At 64.8% G+C, this 16,916-nt stretch carries 16 protein-coding genes; 11 read left to right on the top strand and 5 right to left on the bottom strand.

Annotation, left to right across the window (positions count from 1 at the left end; translation table 11 throughout):
* Positions 1–117: 117 nt before the first annotated feature.
* Positions 118–678 carry a rhomboid family intramembrane serine protease gene (locus tag IB229_RS19050; protein WP_412547799.1) on the bottom strand — a complete coding sequence of 187 codons (561 nt, stop codon included), beginning with the start codon at positions 676–678 and terminating at the stop codon, positions 118–120.
* A gap of 141 nt (positions 679–819) precedes the next feature.
* On the opposite strand from IB229_RS19050, the gene IB229_RS19055 reads away from it, so the two are divergent.
* The 6 genes from IB229_RS19055 to IB229_RS19080 all read left to right on the top strand — a co-directional run bounded on the left by IB229_RS19055 (position 820) and on the right by IB229_RS19080 (position 7,597).
* Entirely contained in the window at positions 820–2,016 is a 1,197-nt protein-coding gene (locus IB229_RS19055) for a CaiB/BaiF CoA transferase family protein (RefSeq protein ID WP_192331469.1), read from the top strand.
* 31 nt (positions 2,017–2,047) lie between these two features.
* A complete protein-coding gene (locus tag IB229_RS19060) occupies positions 2,048–3,088 on the top strand; it encodes a DUF2157 domain-containing protein (RefSeq protein ID WP_192331470.1) in 1,041 nt (346 codons plus the stop codon).
* A gap of 82 nt (positions 3,089–3,170) precedes the next feature.
* Positions 3,171–3,680 (top strand): sigma-70 family RNA polymerase sigma factor, encoded by a 510-nt coding sequence (locus IB229_RS19065; protein WP_192331471.1) that lies wholly within the window; start codon positions 3,171–3,173, stop codon positions 3,678–3,680.
* Complete coding sequence (locus IB229_RS19070; protein WP_318652121.1) at positions 3,677–4,639, top strand: FecR domain-containing protein; 963 nt, start codon at positions 3,677–3,679, stop codon at positions 4,637–4,639. Before IB229_RS19065 ends, IB229_RS19070 begins: the two co-directional genes overlap by 4 nt.
* Before the next feature lie 211 nt (positions 4,640–4,850).
* Positions 4,851–7,316 (top strand): TonB-dependent siderophore receptor, encoded by a 2,466-nt coding sequence (locus IB229_RS19075; RefSeq protein WP_192331472.1) that lies wholly within the window; start codon positions 4,851–4,853, stop codon positions 7,314–7,316.
* Positions 7,317–7,432: 116 nt separating this feature from the next.
* Positions 7,433–7,597: a hypothetical protein gene (locus tag IB229_RS19080; protein ID WP_192331473.1), complete on the top strand. Its 165-nt coding sequence runs from the start codon at positions 7,433–7,435 to the stop codon at positions 7,595–7,597.
* A 67-nt stretch (positions 7,598–7,664) separates the two neighbouring features.
* Here IB229_RS19080 and moaE read toward each other — a convergent pair whose 3' ends face one another.
* The 4 genes from moaE to IB229_RS19100 all read right to left on the bottom strand — a co-directional run bounded on the left by moaE (position 7,665) and on the right by IB229_RS19100 (position 10,340).
* Positions 7,665–8,126 carry a molybdopterin synthase catalytic subunit MoaE gene (moaE, locus tag IB229_RS19085; protein ID WP_192331474.1) on the bottom strand — a complete coding sequence of 154 codons (462 nt, stop codon included), beginning with the start codon at positions 8,124–8,126 and terminating at the stop codon, positions 7,665–7,667.
* A gap of 4 nt (positions 8,127–8,130) precedes the next feature.
* The gene (locus tag IB229_RS19090) at positions 8,131–8,376 is read right to left on the bottom strand and encodes a MoaD/ThiS family protein (RefSeq protein ID WP_192331475.1); all 246 of its coding nucleotides are present in this window, start codon (positions 8,374–8,376) and stop codon (positions 8,131–8,133) included.
* Positions 8,373–8,849 (bottom strand): cyclic pyranopterin monophosphate synthase MoaC, encoded by a 477-nt coding sequence (gene moaC, locus IB229_RS19095; RefSeq protein ID WP_192331476.1) that lies wholly within the window; start codon positions 8,847–8,849, stop codon positions 8,373–8,375. Before moaC ends, IB229_RS19090 begins: the two co-directional genes overlap by 4 nt.
* 99 nt (positions 8,850–8,948) lie before the next feature.
* The gene (locus tag IB229_RS19100; RefSeq protein ID WP_192331477.1) at positions 8,949–10,340 is read right to left on the bottom strand and encodes a PhoH family protein; all 1,392 of its coding nucleotides are present in this window, start codon (positions 10,338–10,340) and stop codon (positions 8,949–8,951) included.
* A 487-nt stretch (positions 10,341–10,827) separates the two neighbouring features.
* Here IB229_RS19100 and IB229_RS19105 point away from each other — a divergent pair, with 487 nt between their 5' ends.
* The 5 genes from IB229_RS19105 to IB229_RS19125 all read left to right on the top strand — a co-directional run bounded on the left by IB229_RS19105 (position 10,828) and on the right by IB229_RS19125 (position 16,909).
* Positions 10,828–11,355 carry a cytochrome b gene (locus tag IB229_RS19105; protein ID WP_192331478.1) on the top strand — a complete coding sequence of 176 codons (528 nt, stop codon included), beginning with the start codon at positions 10,828–10,830 and terminating at the stop codon, positions 11,353–11,355.
* Between the two features lie 86 nt (positions 11,356–11,441).
* The gene (gene yaaA, locus IB229_RS19110; protein ID WP_192331479.1) at positions 11,442–12,221 is read left to right on the top strand and encodes a peroxide stress protein YaaA; all 780 of its coding nucleotides are present in this window, start codon (positions 11,442–11,444) and stop codon (positions 12,219–12,221) included.
* A gap of 605 nt (positions 12,222–12,826) precedes the next feature.
* Positions 12,827–14,137, top strand: a complete 1,311-nt coding sequence (gene algD, locus IB229_RS19115) for a GDP-mannose 6-dehydrogenase (RefSeq protein ID WP_192331480.1) — start codon at positions 12,827–12,829, stop codon at positions 14,135–14,137.
* 99 nt (positions 14,138–14,236) lie between these two features.
* Positions 14,237–15,718: a mannuronan synthase gene (gene alg8 / locus IB229_RS19120; RefSeq protein ID WP_192331481.1), complete on the top strand. Its 1,482-nt coding sequence runs from the start codon at positions 14,237–14,239 to the stop codon at positions 15,716–15,718.
* Positions 15,719–15,745: 27 nt separating this feature from the next.
* On the top strand, positions 15,746–16,909 hold the full coding sequence (locus IB229_RS19125) for an alginate biosynthesis protein Alg44 (RefSeq protein ID WP_192331482.1): 1,164 nt from the start codon (positions 15,746–15,748) through the stop codon (positions 16,907–16,909).
* The last annotated feature ends 7 nt before the right edge of the window (positions 16,910–16,916 follow it).

Consider the following 16,916-nt stretch of genomic DNA (forward strand, 5'->3'; position numbering starts at 1 on the left):
AGCCTGACGCCAAGCGACAAACGCCGAGCCAGAGCGCCGCGCGTCGAATCGCCCGCACCCAGTCGGCCCGGCTAATACCCGACGACCGGCGGCGTTCCTGACGCAAGGCTCAGGAAATCAGGCCTGCGAAGGCACCTGGCGCGGTCGACTGAACGCCGCATACAGCACCCCGCACAGCGCCCCGAACAGGTGGTACTCGAAGGAAATGCCCTGGCTCGGCAACAGGCCGAACCACCAGCCGCCGTAATAGATCAGCACCAGCAGTGCGATCAGCAGGCTGCCCAGGCTACGCTGGAACCAGGCCTGGGCCAGCAACAACGCCCACAGACCGAACAGCCAGCCGCTGGCCCCCAGGTGCATGCCCGGCCGCGCCAGCAACCAGACCAGCAATCCGCTGCCGAGGATGATGAACGCACTGGCCTGGATGAAATGACGCAACGACACCAGGCTCACCAACCAGCCCAGCACCAGCAACCCCGGCAGGTTGCCCCACAGGTGCAGCCAACCGGCATGCAGCCAGGGCGCAGCGACAATCCCCGGCAGGCTGCCCACGCTGCGCGGCAACACGCCCCAGGCATTCAGCGCCGCGCCGCTGAGGCTGTTGACCACCTGCAGCGCCACCATCAACGCGGCAATGCCGAGCAATACCTGCAGACGCGGGACGATCCAGGCTTTCACTTGCGTTGTGCTCCTTTGCTAACGATCGGTGCAGAGAGGTGTCGATTTAAGCGCAGAACGCCCGCCAGGCGACACCGCGTTCTCCCCAGGCCTGGCGCAATCGCATAGGCTTAGCGCCTGACCTACCCACAGGAACCCTCGATGACACCCAGCAAACCCCTCGCCGGCCTGAAAGTGGTCGAGCTCGGCACCCTGATCGCCGGCCCGTTCGCCTCGCGCATCTGCGCCGAGTTCGGTGCCGAGGTGATCAAGGTCGAGTCGCCCGATGGCGGTGACCCGCTGCGCAAGTGGCGCAAGCTGTACGAGGGCACGTCGCTGTGGTGGTTCGTGCAGGCGCGCAACAAGCAGTCGATCACCCTCAACCTCAAGCACGAGGATGGCCGCGCGGTGCTCAAGCAACTGCTGGCTGATGCGGACATCCTGATCGAGAACTTCCGCCCCGGCGTCCTGGAGAAGCTCGGCCTGGGCTGGGACGTGCTGCACGCACTCAACCCCAAGCTGGTGATGGTGCGCCTGTCCGGCTTCGGTCAGAGCGGGCCGCTGAAGGACCAGCCGGGCTTCGGCGCGGTCGGCGAGTCGATGGGCGGGCTGCGCTACATCACCGGGTTCGAGGACCGCCCGCCGGTGCGCACCGGCATCTCCATTGGCGACTCCATCGCCGCGCTGTGGGGCGTGATCGGCGCCCTGATGGCGCTGCGCCACCGCGAGGTGAATGGCGGCCAGGGCCAGGTGGTCGACGTGGCGCTGTACGAGGCGATCTTCGCCATGATGGAGAGCATGGTTCCGGAGTTCGATGTGTTCGGCTTCATCCGTGAGCGCAGCGGCAACATCATGCCCGGCATCACGCCCTCCTCCATCCACACCTGCGCCGACGGCAAGCACATCCAGATCGGCGCCAATGGCGACGCAATCTTCCAGCGCTTCATGCGCGCCATTGGCCGCGACGACCTGGCCGATGCGCCGGACCTGGCCGACAACGCCGGCCGCGATGCACGGCGCGACGAGCTGTACGGCATCATCGACCGCTGGGCCGCCAACCTGCCGCTGGCCGAGGTCGAAGCGGTGCTGGTCGGCGCCGAGGTGCCGGCCAGCCGTATCTACTCCGCCGAAGACATGTTCGCCGACCCGCAATACCTGGCCCGCGAGATGTTCCTCGCGGCCAAATTGCCGGACGGCAAGCCGTTCAAGATGCCCGGTATCGTGCCCAAGCTGAGCGACACACCGGGCAGCGTGGAGTGGACCGGTCCGCAACTCGGCGAACACAACGACCAGGTGCTCCGCCGCCTCGGCTACAGTGCCGAGCAGATCACCGCGCTGCGTGCCAGCGGCGCCATCTGACCCCATCGCCTGCTGCAGAAAGGAAGCCTGCATGACCCTCAAGCTCGACGCCCACGACCTCACCCGCGCCGTTAGCGCCGGCGTGCTCAACCCCGGCCAGGACCAGGCCCTGCTGGCCTTCCTGCGCCAGCAACCGGAGCAGCACGCCAGCTTCCAGCTGGCCCACGTCGCCTACTACTTCGGCGCCGTGCTGATCATGGGCGCCATGGGCTGGCTGCTCACCGAAGCCTGGATGAACGTCGGCGACATCGCCCTGCTGCTGATCGCCCTCGCCTACATCGGCCTGTTCACCGCCTGCGGTCTGAGCCTGTGGCGCCGCGGCCAGCAGATCCCCGGCGGCCTGCTCGGCGCGGTGGCGGTAAGCCTGACGCCGCTGGCGGTATTCGCAATCGAACGCCTCGCCGGCGTCTGGCCCATGGACGATGGCCAGGTCGACTACCACGATTACTACGTCTACGTGCAGGGCGGCTGGCTGGCGATGGAAGCCGCCACGGTGCTTGCCGGCCTGCTGATGCTGCGCCTGCTGCCGTTTCCGTTCATCGTCATGCCGATGGCCGTGGCGTTGTGGTTCATGTCCATGGACCTCAGCGAACTGTTTCACGGCGAGGCTTTCAGCTGGGAACAGCGCCGCGATGTGTCGCTGTGGTTCGGCTTCGGCCTGCTGCTGGTGTGCTTCGTGGTCGACGGCCGCACGCGCAAGGATTACGCCTTCTGGGGCTACCTGGCCGGGCTGCTGGCGTTCTGGGGCGGATTGAGCCTGTCCGACAGCGGCAGCGAATGGGGCAAGGCGCTGTACTGCCTGATCAACCTCGGCCTGATGGCCATCGCCGTGCTGCTGCGCCGCCCGCTGTTCATGGTCTTCGGCGCGCTGGGCGTGGCCGGCTACTTGGGCTACCTGTCGTACGAGGTATTCGAGGACTCGCTGCTGTTCCCCGTCGTGCTGACCCTGATCGGCCTGGGCGTGATCGGCCTCGGCCTGCTCTACCAGAAACGCCGCGACGCCCTCAGCGACGGCCTGCGCACGCGCCTGCCGGCAGCGCTGTTGAGGTTTCTCCCGGCTCTGCGCCGCTGAGCGGCCACCGCGCATGACGCTGGAAATTCTCATTTGAGAAGAACTACCATCCGCACACTCACAACTCTTGGGCGGCAGGCGGATGGCAGGTGAAGTTGTTCGGCTCTATAGCGACCACCACGGCTGGCTGACCGGTTGGCTGCGGCGGCGCATCGGCTGCTCGGCGCATGCCGCGGACATGGCCCAGGACACCTTCATGCGCCTGCTCCTGGCCGAGCGGGCCACGCGCCTGCCGAGCGAGCTGCGCGAGCCGCGGCATTTTCTGGTGACCATCGCCAAGCGGGTGATGGTCGACCACTTGCGCCGGCGTAGCCTGGAACAGGCCTACCTCGAAGCGCTCAGCCACCAGCCGCAGGCCGAACAGATCTCCCCGGAAGAACGCCTGCTGATCCTGGAAACCCTGCTGGCCCTGGACGCGATGCTCGACGGCCTCGGCAGCAAGGCCAAGCAGGCCTTCCTGCTGTCACAACTGGAAGGCCTCGGCTACAGCGAGATCGCCACGCGCCTGGGGGTATCGGTCAGCTCGGTGACCAAGTACATCGCCAAGGCCACCGAGCGCTGCCTGCTGTTCGCCCTGGATGCACAGCTGTGAGCGGCAGTGAAGCGCACGCGCAGCGCGCCGCCTTGAAAATGGCCGCCCACTGGCACGCCGTGCTCGGCAGCGAGCAGGCCGGCGAGGCGGACCATCGCGCCTGGCGCGACTGGCATGCGCAGCCGCTGAACCAGTGGGCCTGGCAACGGGTCGAGGCACTGCGCGTGCAACTGCGCAGCGTGCCCGGCGCCCTGGCTTACAGCACCCTGGACAACGCCCGCAGCAGCACGCCACTGCACCGGCGCAACGTGCTCAAGGGCCTGTTCGTGGTCGCCGGCGCGGGCGGCCTGGCCTGGACCGCGCGCGACAGCCTGCCGCTCGGCGAATGGCTGGCCGATTACCGTACCGCCACCGGCGAACGCCGGCGTGTCGACTTGGCAGACGGCAGCCGGCTGACCCTGAACACCGCCAGTTCGGTGGATATCCGCTTCGACGGCCAGCGCCGCCTGGTCGAACTGCGCAGCGGCGAAATCCTCATCGAAACCGCCAAGGACAGCGCCCGCCCCTTCATCGTGCAAACCCGCCAGGGCACGATCCGCGCCCTCGGCACACGCTTCATCGTGCGCCAGCACGCCGCCAGCAGCGAAGTCAGCGTGCTTGAACACGCCGTCGCAGTGCGCGGCCTTTCAGGCGCTGACGACGTCATCGTCCGGGCCGGGCAGACGCTGCATTTCGACGGCCACGCCACGCCCCACCCGCAACCTGCCGACCCGCTGCGCAGCGAATGGGCCCAGGGCCGCCTGGTGATCAGCGACTGGCGCCTCGACCAGTTGCTCGCCGAACTCGGCCGCTATCGCCCCGGCCTGCTCGGTTGCGACCCCAGCGTTGCCGGCCTGCGCCTGTCCGGCGCCTATCCACTGGATGACACCGACCGCGCCCTGGCCGCCATCGCCCGCGCGGTGCCGGTCGAGGTGGTCAGCCGCACGCGCTACTGGGTGCGCCTGGTGCCGCGCAGCTGAATCCGGCGCGTGCCGGACGGTTTTCGGTGTGGCAGTGCGCTTCACCCGTTTGCACCGCCCAGGCGCCACCGACCCCATGCGACGTGTACGCCGCCGATGAAAAAATTTTCGCTTCACCCTTGTCGGTTTCCAGGCGCTCGTACGACTCCCTGCAAAAGCCAAGAAATTCGCGGTTAGCCAGCCGTCTGCACAGCACTTTTCAGGAGTCCGCATGAAGCACACCCACGGGGCATTCACTCGCCATACGTCACCCAACCATGCTCGCCATCCGCTGGCCACGGCGCTGCTCGGCATCAGCCTGGCACTACACGGCGTGCTGCTGGCGCCGCTGTTCGTCGAAGGCTCGGCGGTGCACGCCGCTGGCGAACAACGCTACGACATCCCGGCAGGCCCGCTCGGCGTCGCCCTCAGTCGCTTCGCCGGCCAGGCCGGCGTGGTGCTGTCGTTCGACGCCCAGCTCACTGCCGGCAAGCAGAGCCCCGGTCTGCAGGGCGATTACAGCGTGACCCAGGGCTTCGCCCGGCTGCTCGGCAACAGCGGCCTGCAGGCGGTCGAGGAAAGCGACGGCGGCTACAGCCTGCGCGCCGCGGCCGAGAACGGCGCGCTGGCGCTGCCGGACGTGGCCATTACCGGCCGCGCCGACCAGGAAAGCGCCTGGGGCCCGGTCGATGGCTACGTCGCCACACGCAGCGCCAGCGCGACCAAGACCGATACGCCGCTGATCGAAACCCCCAGCTCGATCTCCGTTGTCACCCGCCAGCAGATCGAAGCCCAACAAGCCAAGACCGTGACCCAGGCGCTGCGCTATACGCCGGGCGTTACCGCCGAGATTTCCGGGCCGCAGTTCGCCACCGACTCACTGATCGTGCGCGGCTTCCAGCAGGGCACCGGGCGCATGCTGCGCGACGGCATGCGCACCTTCCTCAGTGACTATCTCGGCTGGGATGCCCCGGAGCCCTACGGCATAGAGCGCATCGAAGTGCTGCGCGGCGCCAGCTCGGTGCTGTACGGCGCCGCCGACCCAGGCGGCCAGGTCAACCTGGTGAGCAAGCGCCCACCACAGACGCCGCTGCACGCCATCCAGCTGCAGGGCGGCAGTTTCGACTACAAGCACGCCGCCTTTGACTTCGGTGGCCCGCTGGATGATCAGGGCGAGTGGAGTTACCGTCTGACCGGCCTGGTGCGTGACAGCAACGCCCAGACCGAGCATGTCGAGAACGAGCGCACCTACATTGCGCCCGCCCTGAGCTGGCGCCCGTCCGACGCCACCGAGCTGACCCTGCTTGGCGAGTACCAGCTGCAGAAAGGCAACTTCACCAACGGCGTACCAGCCCAGGGCACGGTGCTGAGCAACCCGAACGGCGACATCGACCGCGACTTCTACATCGGCGAACCCGATTACGACCGCGCCACCAACGAGAAGACCGCTGCCGGCTACGCCTTCGAGCACCGTTTCGACGAGGTGTGGAGCGTGCGGCAGAACCTGCGCTTCAGCCACTACCGCCACGACAGCAAGGAAATCGCCTTCAACGGCTGGACCGACGCCAGCCTGCGCAATGCCGACCGCTACGCCGAACTGCGCCAGGGCTCGGGCGACCTGTTCACCGTCGACAATCAGGTTCAGGCCCAGTTCGCCAGCGGCCCGGTGACGCGCACGGTACTGGCCGGCCTCGACTACAGCCACGGCGACTATGAACAGCAGCAGGCCTACGCCCTGGCCACGTCAATCGACGTGTTCAACCCGTCCTATGGCAATGGCAACCCGATCCTTTTCGAGCTGCCGGCGAGCGGCTACGAGCAGACCATCAAGCAGACCGGCCTGTACCTGCAGGACCAGCTCAAGTTCGACGAGCACTGGGTGCTGCTGCTCGGCGGGCGCTACGACTGGGTGAAGAACGACAACACCGCCGCCTGGGCCTCGGAACCGGTGCAACGCGACGAGAAATTCTCCGGTCGCGCCGGCCTGGTCTACCTGTTCGACAACGGCCTGGCGCCGTACCTCAGCCACTCCGAATCCTTCCTCCCCGCCGTGGGCAGGACTGCCGGCAATCAAGTGTTCGAACCCGAGGAAGGCGTGCAGTACGAAGTCGGCCTGAAGTACGAGCCGCCGGGCGGCAACAGCCTGTACACCATCGCCGCCTTCGAGCTGACCAAGGAGAACGTCAGCACCCCGGACCCGGAGAACCCGGGCAGCAGCATCCAGGAAGGCGAAATACGCTCGCGCGGCATCGAGCTGGAAGCCAAGACCCGCATCGGTCAAAGCCTCGACCTGCTGGCTGGCTACACCTGGAACGACGTCGAGGTGAGCGAATCGAACGAGCCCGCGATCAAGGGCAACCGACCATTCCGCGTGCCCGAGCACATCGCCTCGCTGTGGCTCGACTACCAAGTTCAGGGCGGCGCGCTAGCCGGGCTGGGCGTCGGGGGTGGCGTGCGCTACGTCGGCAGCACCTACGGCGACCGCAGCAACAGCTTCAAGGTGCCGTCATACACCGTGTTCGACGCCCTGCTGCGCTATGACCTGCGCTACCTGGACAGCAACCTGGACGGCCTCAAGCTCTCGCTGAACGCCACCAACCTGTTCGACAAGGAATACGTCGCTGCCTGCTTCAGCCTCAATGGCTGCCAGTTCGGCCAGGAACGCACGCTCTACGCCACCGTGGATTACGCCTGGTAATTCCCCCGCCGCGCAGGCCATCACGGCCTGCGCATCGCCTCCGCCTTGCTCCAGATCATCCCGGCCACGGCGTCTAGCAACTAGGGTTAGGCATAGACAGGCACGGGAGACGACTCATGGACCATTACCTCGTCATGCTGGCACTGCTGGTCGGCGGTTTTCTGCTGCTGGGCGTGGGCTTCAACAACCGCGAGCGGGAATGGGGGGTTCGCCTGATCGGCGCTGGCACCCTGGTGGTGCTCGCACCGATCGCGCTGAAGCTCTACATCACCCTGCACTAGGCCTGGCCGCACGGGCGGCGCACCCTACGGGTTTATGCCAACGCGCAGCCGTTTCGATAGCGGTGAACTAGGATTCGCCCTGCTGCCAGCGCTCGGCGGCGGCCTGGTCGCTGCCGCGGCCTTCCACCCAGCGTTCGCCGCTTGAGGTGGTTTCCTTCTTCCAGAACGGCGCGCGGGTCTTCAGGTAATCCATGATGAAGTTGCAGGCATCGAACGCGGCCTGGCGATGGGCGCTGGCGGTGCCGACAAAGACGATCGGCTCGCCCGGCGGCAGCTCGCCGACGCGGTGCACCAGCTCCACGCGCAACAGCGGCCAGCGCTGCTCGGCGTCGGCGACGATGGCGGCGAGCGCCTTCTCGGTCATGCCCGGATAGTGTTCGAGAAACATCCCGGACACCTCCTGACCATCATTGAAATCACGCACGTAGCCAACGAAGCCGACCACCGCGCCGATGCCCAGCTGCGCCGCGTGCAGGGCATTGAGCTCGGCACCGGGATCGAAGGCCGCTGTGGCCACGCGCACGGCCATCGCCTCAGCCTCCGGTGACGGTGGGGAAGAAGGCGATCTCGTCGCCGTCGCTGAGTTCGGTGTCCAGGGCGCACAGCTCCTGGTTGCGCGCACACATCAGGTTCGACTCGCCGAGCACCTGCCACACGCCACCACGGCTGAGCAGGTGCTGACGCAGCTCGTCGAGGGTACCGAGGGCGGCGCGCTGCAGCTGCTCGCCATCGAGGCCGAGGGTTTCCCGGTAGCGGGCGAAGTACTGCACGCGGATCACGAGGCGTCCTCCGCCTTGAACGTGCCGCTCTTGCCGCCGGACTTCTCCAGCAGGCGCACGTTCTCGATGATCATGCCGCGGTCCACCGCCTTGCACATGTCGTAGATCGTCAACGCAGCGACGCTGGCGGCGGTCAGTGCTTCCATCTCCACACCGGTCTGCCCGGCCAGTTTGCAGCGCGCCTGGATGCGCACGGCGTCGCGGCCTTCGGCGCTCAGCTCGAGCTTGACGCTGGTCAGCAGCAGCGGGTGGCACAGGGGGATCAACTCATGGGTTTTCTTCGCCGCCTGGATCCCGGCGATGCGGGCCACGGCGAACACGTCGCCCTTGGGGTGGCCGCCGGCGACGATCAGTTCCAGGGTTTCCGGGCGCATGCGCACCAGGGCTTCGGCCACGGCCTCGCGCGAGGTCACCGCTTTGTCGGTGACGTCGACCATGTTGGCGCGGCCTTGGGAATCGAGATGGGTCAGCACAGTCTTGCTCCGGGTGAGGTGCGCCGATTGTAACGCCGGGCACAGGGAGCGCGCTGCATTTCCCCCTCCCCGCGGGGAGAGGGAATGCGCGGTAGAGGATTACATATGGGTTTCGGCGTACTCGGCCAGCACCGAGCGCGGCACACCCTGCAGGGTGATGTGCACGCCGTGGGGGAAGTCCTTGAAGCGCTCCGTGAGGTAGGTCAGGCCGGAACTGGTGGCGGACAGGTACGGCGTGTCGATCTGCGCCAGGTTGCCCAGACAGATCACCTTCGAGCCGGTGCCGGCGCGGGTGATGATGGTCTTCATCTGGTGCGGGGTGAGGTTCTGGCACTCGTCGATGAGGATCAGGCTGTGCTGGAAGCTGCGCCCGCGGATGTAGTTGAGCGATTTGAACTGCAGCGGCACCTTCTGCAGGATGTAGTCGACGCTGCCGTGGGTGCTCTCGTCATCCGAATGCAGGGCCTCCAGGTTGTCGGTGATGGCGCCCAGCCACGGCTCCATTTTTTCCGCTTCGGTGCCGGGCAGGAAGCCGATGTCCTCGTCCAGGCCCTGCACGCTGCGGGTGGCGATGATGCGTCGGTAGCGCTTGCTGACCATGGTCTGCTCGATGGCTGCGGCCAGCGCCAGGATGGTCTTGCCCGAACCGGCGGCGCCGGACAGGTTGACCAGGTGGATGTCCGGATCAAGCAGCGCGAACAGCGCCAGCGACTGGTAGATGTCCCGCGGCTTGAGGCCCCAGGCCTCCTGATGCATCAGCGGCTCCTGGTGCAGGTCGAGGATGGTCAGGGTGCTGCCTTCGATGCCTTTGACCCAGCCGACGAAGCCCTGCTCGTCGATGATGAATTCGTTGACGTGCACTGCCGGCAGGTTGTCGGTGAGCTGCACCTGATGCCAGGTACGACCATGGCCCTGGCGGGTCTCGACCTTGCTCACGCGGTCCCAGAAGGAGCCGCTCATGGTGTGATAACCCTGCGACAGCAGGTTGACGTCATCCACCAGCTGGTCGGTGTGGTAGTCCTCGGATTCGATGCCGCAGGCGCGCGCCTTGAGGCGCATGTTGATGTCTTTGGTGACCAGCACCACCGGCGAGCCGCTGCGTCGGCTCTGCAGCTCCACCAGCTGGTTGATGATCTTGTTGTCGTTGAGGTGCTCGGGCAGCCAGGTGATCGGCTCCGCGCGCTTGCTCATGAGGATCGACAGGAAACCCTGCGGGCCGCTCTTGCCACGCTGGATGGGCACACCTTGCTCGACCTGCTCGGGGGTCGCCTCGCCCAGCACCTTGTCGATCAGGCGGATCGCCTGGCGGCATTCGGCGGCGACGCTGTGCTTGCCGGTCTTGAGGTTATCCAGCTCCTCGAGCACGGTCATGGGGATGGCGACGTGGTGCTCTTCGAAGTTCAGCAGGGCGTTGGGATCGTGGATCAGGACGTTGGTGTCGAGGACATAGAGGGTGGGCTGGGTGGAGCGGTTGCGTCCGTGATCATCCATACTCGGTCACCTTATCGAGAGGCCAGACGACGGGCAGATGCCGCCCGTCGCGAAGGGCCGCCGACCTCCCAGAACCGGCTGAGAGGCGCAAGCAAGGTGATGGCCAATGGACGCCACCTGTGCTGCAGGGTTCGGCGGTCTGTCTTCGTTAATACTCCATTCCAGATGACAGGAAAAAGACTTTTTCATCTCGATGAAGCTTTTTTGTCGCAGCGACGAATAACCCTTGGCGGGCACGTTTCACGTCGTTAAAGTCGGAAGTCCTGCGGCATCCTGTCGCGAGCTTTTCTCCCGCGTCGCCATCCCGTTCCAGCCCCGTCTCAATCGACACCTCAGACCTGCCGGCAAATATCTTGCAACGCCGCCAGCGCCGACAAAGCACCTGCCAATCGGCTACCCTCGCCCCTTGCATGACCTTTGAAACACCCGTTCTAGAGCCGCACACAGATGCCGGCCTATCATCGAATAGCCTGAGGAAAACCTTACCGTGAGCGCCTCCCGATTCACTCCCCGTCAGATCACCCTGCACTGGCTGACCGCCCTCCTGATCCTGCTGATCATCGCCCTGCCCTATGGCAGCGACTTCTTCGGCAGCTTCCTTGGCGGCGGCGGTGGCGTGTTCACCCTGCACAAGTCCCTCGGCCTGCTGGTGCTCGCCCTGACCGTGCTGCGTTTGCTGGTACGTGCCCGCGATGGTGCCCCGCACCTGCTTGGCGATGAGGCTCGCCTGCAACGCCTGATGGCCAAGAGCGGGCACATCCTGCTGTACGCGCTGCTGCTGTTGATGCCATTGAGCGGCCTGCTGTTCGGCAAGCGCCCGGTCAACCTGTTCTGGCTGGTAGAGATCGCCCCGCTGCCGCTGAGCGATGGCGCCCGCGAACTGGCCAAGACCTTCCATGTCACCGCCCAGTACCTGCTGTTCGCCCTGATCCTCGGTCACGCCGGTGCCGCACTGTGGCACCACCATGTACGCCGCGATGGCGTGCTGCGCGCCATGCTGCCCGGTCGTGACTGAGCGATAGGCAAAACCCGGCACAGCCATAGCTAGAGTCGAAGTCGCCATCAGCCTAGAATCGCCGCTCGCCGAGAGGAGACGAATGCATGCTGATGGTGATTTCCCCCGCCAAGACCCTGGACTATGAAACGCCGCCGGTAGTCGGCCGCTTCACCCAGCCCGAACACCTGGACGACGCGCAGACGTTGATCGAGACCCTGCGCGAGCTGAGCCCGCAGCAGATCGGTGAGCTGATGAGCCTGTCCGACAAGCTGTCCGCCCTCAATGTGGCGCGCTATGGCAGCTGGCAACGCCCGTTCAACCCGTCCAACGCCAAGCAGGCACTGCTTGCCTTCAAGGGCGATGTGTACACCGGGCTGAATGCCGAAGACTTCGCCGACGCCGATTTCGACTTCGCGCAAGCGCACCTGCGCATGCTCTCCGGCCTGTATGGCGTGCTGCGCCCGCTGGACCTGATGCAGCCATATCGCCTGGAGATGGGCACCAAGCTGGCCAATGCCGCCGGCAAGGACCTGTATGCCTTCTGGGGCGAGCGCATCAGCGGCTGGCTGAACCAGGCCCTGGCCGATCAGGGCGATGACGTTTTGCTCAACCTGGCCTCCAACGAGTACTTCGGCGCGGTAAAACGCAAATCCCTGAACGCGCGGATCATCGACACCGAGTTCAAGGACCTGAAGAACGGCCAGTACAAGATCATCAGCTTCTACGCCAAGAAAGCCCGCGGCCTGATGGCCCGTTACGTGATCAAGGAGCGCCTGCGCGATCCCGCCGGTCTGAAGGATTTCAGCTACCAAGGCTACCGCTTCAGCGCCGAACAGTCGAAACCGGACAGTCTGGTGTTCCTGCGCGACCAGCCGCAGGACTAGGCCCGCCGTGGCGCGAGTGCGGTTTCGAACCGGCCCGCAAGCGCGCCATTAATCCAGCGTCAAATTATTTATATATAACAAGCAGAAGTTCAAAAAATTCTTATCTGAACTTTCCCTTTGCCGAAACATCCCCCGCTGACACTTTTGAAGTGCCATCAGATTGCAACTATCTGATCCGTAGTTGAAAACACCGATCACGCCACAAAACGCGATGAACGGTCTGAACTAACGGAAATTCGCCGCACTCTTACTCTCCGTAACACATTTCTTCACGCAACTTTCAGCGTGATCAATAACTGCCCATTTAGTTCGGACCCACGTTCGACGGGCATGTTTGACCCTGCGAAAGTCATGAAGAGGAACTTGCAGTATTCCAGCCCCAGGCAACGGGCTGGGAGGCATGAGCTAGAGCCTGCGCAGGCCGAGGCTCCCAGCAGTTGAATGGGCACGGTTTACTATTACAAGCCCCATATTAGCTTCTACTTCGGAAGCGAACTTTTAATTATGCCTTTATTCGTTCAGGGCCTTTAAGGGAACTGAACCAATACAACGATAGCGGCTGTTGGCCCTATTAACTGTGCAAACGAATGGACGAGGTGAATGTGATGCGAATCAGCATCTTTGGCTTGGGTTATGTAGGTGCGGTCTGTGCAGGTTGCCTGTCGGCGCGTGGCCACGAAGTGGTCGGTGTCGATATCTCCGCAACCAAGATCGACCTGATCAATCAGGGCAAATCGCCAATTGTCGAACCGGGTCTCGAGGAACTCCTGCAGCAGGGTCTGCAGACCGGTCGCTTGCGCGGAACCACCGATGTCGCCGCCGCCGTGCGCGACACCGATGTCTCGTTCATCTGCGTCGGCACGCCAAGCAAGAAGAACGGTGACCTGGAACTGGATTACATCGAAGGCGTGTGCCGCGAGATCGGCTTCGCCATGCGTGACAAACCGGGCCGCCACACCGTGGTGGTGCGCAGCACCGTGCTGCCGGGCACCGCGAAGAACGTGGTCCTGCCGATTCTCGAAGACTGCTCGGGCAAGAAGGCCGGCGCCGACTTCGGCCTGGCGGTGAACCCCGAGTTCCTGCGCGAAAGCACCGCGATCAAGGACTACGACTTCCCGCCGATGACCGTCATCGGCGAGTTCGACACCGCGTCCGGCGACCTGCTGGCCAGCATCTACGAAGAACTCGACGCACCGATCATCCGCAAGGACATCGAAGTCGCCGAGATGATCAAGTACACCTGCAACGTCTGGCACGCGGCCAAGGTCACCTTCGCCAACGAGATCGGCAACATCGCCAAGGCAGTCGGCGTCGACGGCCGCGAAGTGATGGACGTGATCTGCCAGGACAACAAACTCAACCTGTCCAAGTACTACATGAAGCCTGGCTTCGCCTTCGGCGGCTCCTGCCTGCCCAAGGACGTGCGCGCCCTCAACTACCGCGCCAGCTCGCTGGACGTCGACGCGCCGCTGATCGGCTCGCTGATGCGCAGCAATGCCACCCAGGTGCAGAACGCCTTCGACATGATCGCCGGCTACGACAAGCGCAAGGTCGCCCTGCTCGGTCTGAGCTTCAAGGCCGGCACCGATGACCTGCGTGAGAGCCCGCTGGTGGAACTGGCGGAAATGCTCATTGGCAAGGGCTTCGACCTGAGCATCTACGACAACAACGTCGAGTACGCCCGCGTCTATGGCGCCAACAAGGACTACATCGAGTCGAAGATCCCGCACGTCTCCTCGCTGCTCAACAGCGATTTCGACTCGGTGATCGACAACGCCGACGTGATCGTCCTCGGCAATGGCGACAAGCGCTTCGCCGACCTCGCCGAGAACACCCCGGAAGGCAAGCAGATCATCGACCTGGTCGGTTTCATGTCGACCTCCAGCCATGCCGGCGCCGAAGGCATCTGCTGGTAAGCAGCCCCTCCAGCCGGACCGGACCTTGGGCGCGCCAGTACAACAACAAGAGCAGCGCCCACGCCCGAGGTTCGCCCGACGGACACGATGGATATGCATATGGACAAGCTGAAGAAAGGCCTCAACGAGGCCACGGGCTGGCTGCTCTACCTGACGCTCCTGATGTTGCTGGCGCTGGCATTGCCACGGACCGTATTCGACCCCGAATCCAAGGATTTCCTCCTGCTGATCGGCATCGTCGGTATCTGGCGCTATTCCATGGGCGCCCTGCATTTCGTGCGCGGCTGCCTGTTCCTTTACGTGGTGTTCCCGCTCTACCGGCGCAAGGTGCAGAAGCTCGGCACCGCCGCCGACCCCTCGCACGTGTTCCTGCTGGTCACCAGCTTCCGTATCGATGCGCTGACCACCGCCCAGGTGTACCGCTCGGTGCTGCAGGAAGCGATCGACTGCGGCTACCCCACCACCGTGGTCTGCTCGATCGTCGAGCTGTCCGATGAGCTGCTGGTCAAGGGCCTGTGGGCGCAGCTGAATCCGCCGGCGCGGGTCAAGCTGGACTTCGTGCGCATCCCCGGTACCGGCAAGCGCGACGGCCTGGCCTATGGCTTTCGCGCCATCTCGCGGCAGATGCCGGACAGCGATGCGGTCGTCGCGGTAATCGACGGCGACACCGTGCTCGGCGCCGGTGTGGTGCGCAAGACCGTGCCCTGGTTCAAGCTGTTCCCCAACGTCGGCGGCCTGACCACCAACGAATTCTGCGAGGTGCGCGGCAGCTACCTGATGAGCGAATGGCACAAGCTGCGCTTCGCCCAGCGCCATCTCAACATGTGCTCCATGGCCCTGTCCAAGCGCGTGCTGACCATGACCGGGCGCATGTCGGTATTCCGCGCCCAGGTGGTGACCAATCCCGAGTTCATCGCCGACGTGGAAAGCGACCACCTGGACCACTGGCGCCTGGGTCGCTTCCAGTTCCTCACCGGCGACGACAAGTCCAGCTGGTACAGCCTCATGCGCCTGGGCTACGACACCTTCTACGTGCCGGATGCAGCGATCAATACGGTCGAGCACCCGCCGGAGAAGAGCTTCGTCAAGGCCAGCCGCAAACTGATGTTCCGCTGGTACGGCAACAACCTGCGGCAGAACTCGCGAGCATTGCGCCTGGGCGTTCGTCGCCTGGGGGCTTTCACCAGCCTGGTGCTGTTCGACCAGCGCGTTTCGATGTGGACCTGCCTGCTGGGCCTGGCGGTGGCGATCATCGCCAGCATCAAGTACAGCATCGCGTTCATCCTCATCTACCTGCTGTGGATCGGCATCACCCGCCTGATTCTGACCCTGCTGCTCAGCGTCAGCGGCCACCGGATCGGCCCCGCCTATCCGCTGATCCTCTACTACAACCAGATCGTCGGCGCGATGGTGAAGATCTACGTGTTCTTCCGCCTCGACCAACAGTCCTGGACCCGACAAAACACAAAACTCAACCGCGACCTGGCCAGCTTCTCGCGCTGGTTCAACACCTGGTCTTCCCGCGCCATGACCTTTTCTGCCACCAGCGTATTCATCGCCACGCTCATGGCGTTGGTGTGACCAGCTCTCGAACAGGAATTTGAAACCATGAACACAGCCGTCAACGTCAATGTGGTCCACGAGTCGGAAGCCCAGCGTCAGCATGCCCGGGTCAAGATCCCTTCCCTGCTGCGCTTTCTGGCGAAGAACCGCGAACGCGTGGAACTGCGCGTACTCGACCTGTCCGCAGGTGGCCTGAGCTTCGCCGCGGACAAGCTGCCGATCCAGGTCGGCGACTACTACCAGGCCCGCCTGCAGTTCCAGGTCGATGGCCTCAACCTGGGTCTGGACGTCGAGTTCCAGGTGCGCTCCATCGAGGGCGGTCGCGTCGGTTGCCAGTTCCACAACCTCAAGCCACAGGATATCGCCACCCTGCGTCACCTGATTTCCGCGCACCTGGGCGGCGAGATGATCAACATCGGCGGCCTGCTCAACACCCTGCAGCGCGAGAACTTCACCAAGCCGCGCAAACAGGGCGCCGGCGGCAACGGCATGGACTTCTTCGGCCGGGTCAAGGCCGTGGGCTTCAGCGTGGCGCTGTTCATCATCGGCGTCGCCGCCTTCGCCTTCATCCTGCAGTCGCTGTACAACCTGTACTTCGTCACCCACGCCCAGTCGGCCCAGGTCAGCGTGCCGAGCATGCAGGTGACCATGCCGCGCGAGGGCACCGTGCAGAGCCTGCTGCCGCCCGGTACAGACAGCATCGAGAAAGGCGCACCGATGGCCTCCTTCTCCGCGACCATGCTGGAGATGCTCAAGGGCCACCTGACCGACGACCAGCTCAGCCCGGCCAATGTCGAGGAGCTGTTCGGCAAGCAGATGAAGGGCACCCTGACCAGCCCGTGCAACTGCAAGGTCGCACGTCAGCTGGTGGCCGACGGCCAGTTCGCCAGCAAGGGCGACGTGATCTTCGAACTGGTGCCGCAGGACAGCAACGCCACCGTCGCCGCCAGCTTCCCTTACCGCCACCTGGCCCAGGCTCGCCCGGGCACCCGCGTGCACTTCTGGGTCGCCGGTGAAGACGAGCCGCGCCGCGGCAAAATCGTCAGCACCAGCCTGCACGAAGGCGGCCTGTCCTCGGATATCCGCACCGTGATCCAGCCGGACACCCCGCTGACCAGCACCCTCGCCGGCCAACCGGTGGAAGTCACCATCGATCGCGGCCCGTCGCTGGACTGGATGATCGACAAAGCCATGGCGGCCGGGCTCTAAGGAGGGC

Origin of the sequence: Pseudomonas sp. PDM14 (assembly GCF_014851905.1) — a bacterium.
Taxonomy (GTDB): domain Bacteria; phylum Pseudomonadota; class Gammaproteobacteria; order Pseudomonadales; family Pseudomonadaceae; genus Aquipseudomonas.

Coding starts and splice junctions, on each gene's coding strand:
- algD (WP_192331480.1), top strand. CDS start 12,827: ATGCGAATCAGCATCTTTGGCTTGGGTTATGTAGGTGCGGTCTGTGCA.
- IB229_RS19100 (WP_192331477.1), bottom strand. CDS start 10,340: ATGGATGATCACGGACGCAACCGCTCCACCCAGCCCACCCTCTATGTC.
- IB229_RS19065 (WP_192331471.1), top strand. CDS start 3,171: ATGGCAGGTGAAGTTGTTCGGCTCTATAGCGACCACCACGGCTGGCTG.
- IB229_RS19080 (WP_192331473.1), top strand. CDS start 7,433: ATGGACCATTACCTCGTCATGCTGGCACTGCTGGTCGGCGGTTTTCTG.
- IB229_RS19055 (WP_192331469.1), top strand. CDS start 820: ATGACACCCAGCAAACCCCTCGCCGGCCTGAAAGTGGTCGAGCTCGGC.
- IB229_RS19060 (WP_192331470.1), top strand. CDS start 2,048: ATGACCCTCAAGCTCGACGCCCACGACCTCACCCGCGCCGTTAGCGCC.
- alg8 (WP_192331481.1), top strand. CDS start 14,237: ATGGACAAGCTGAAGAAAGGCCTCAACGAGGCCACGGGCTGGCTGCTC.
- moaE (WP_192331474.1), bottom strand. CDS start 8,126: ATGGCCGTGCGCGTGGCCACAGCGGCCTTCGATCCCGGTGCCGAGCTC.
- IB229_RS19125 (WP_192331482.1), top strand. CDS start 15,746: ATGAACACAGCCGTCAACGTCAATGTGGTCCACGAGTCGGAAGCCCAG.
- yaaA (WP_192331479.1), top strand. CDS start 11,442: ATGCTGATGGTGATTTCCCCCGCCAAGACCCTGGACTATGAAACGCCG.
- IB229_RS19075 (WP_192331472.1), top strand. CDS start 4,851: ATGAAGCACACCCACGGGGCATTCACTCGCCATACGTCACCCAACCAT.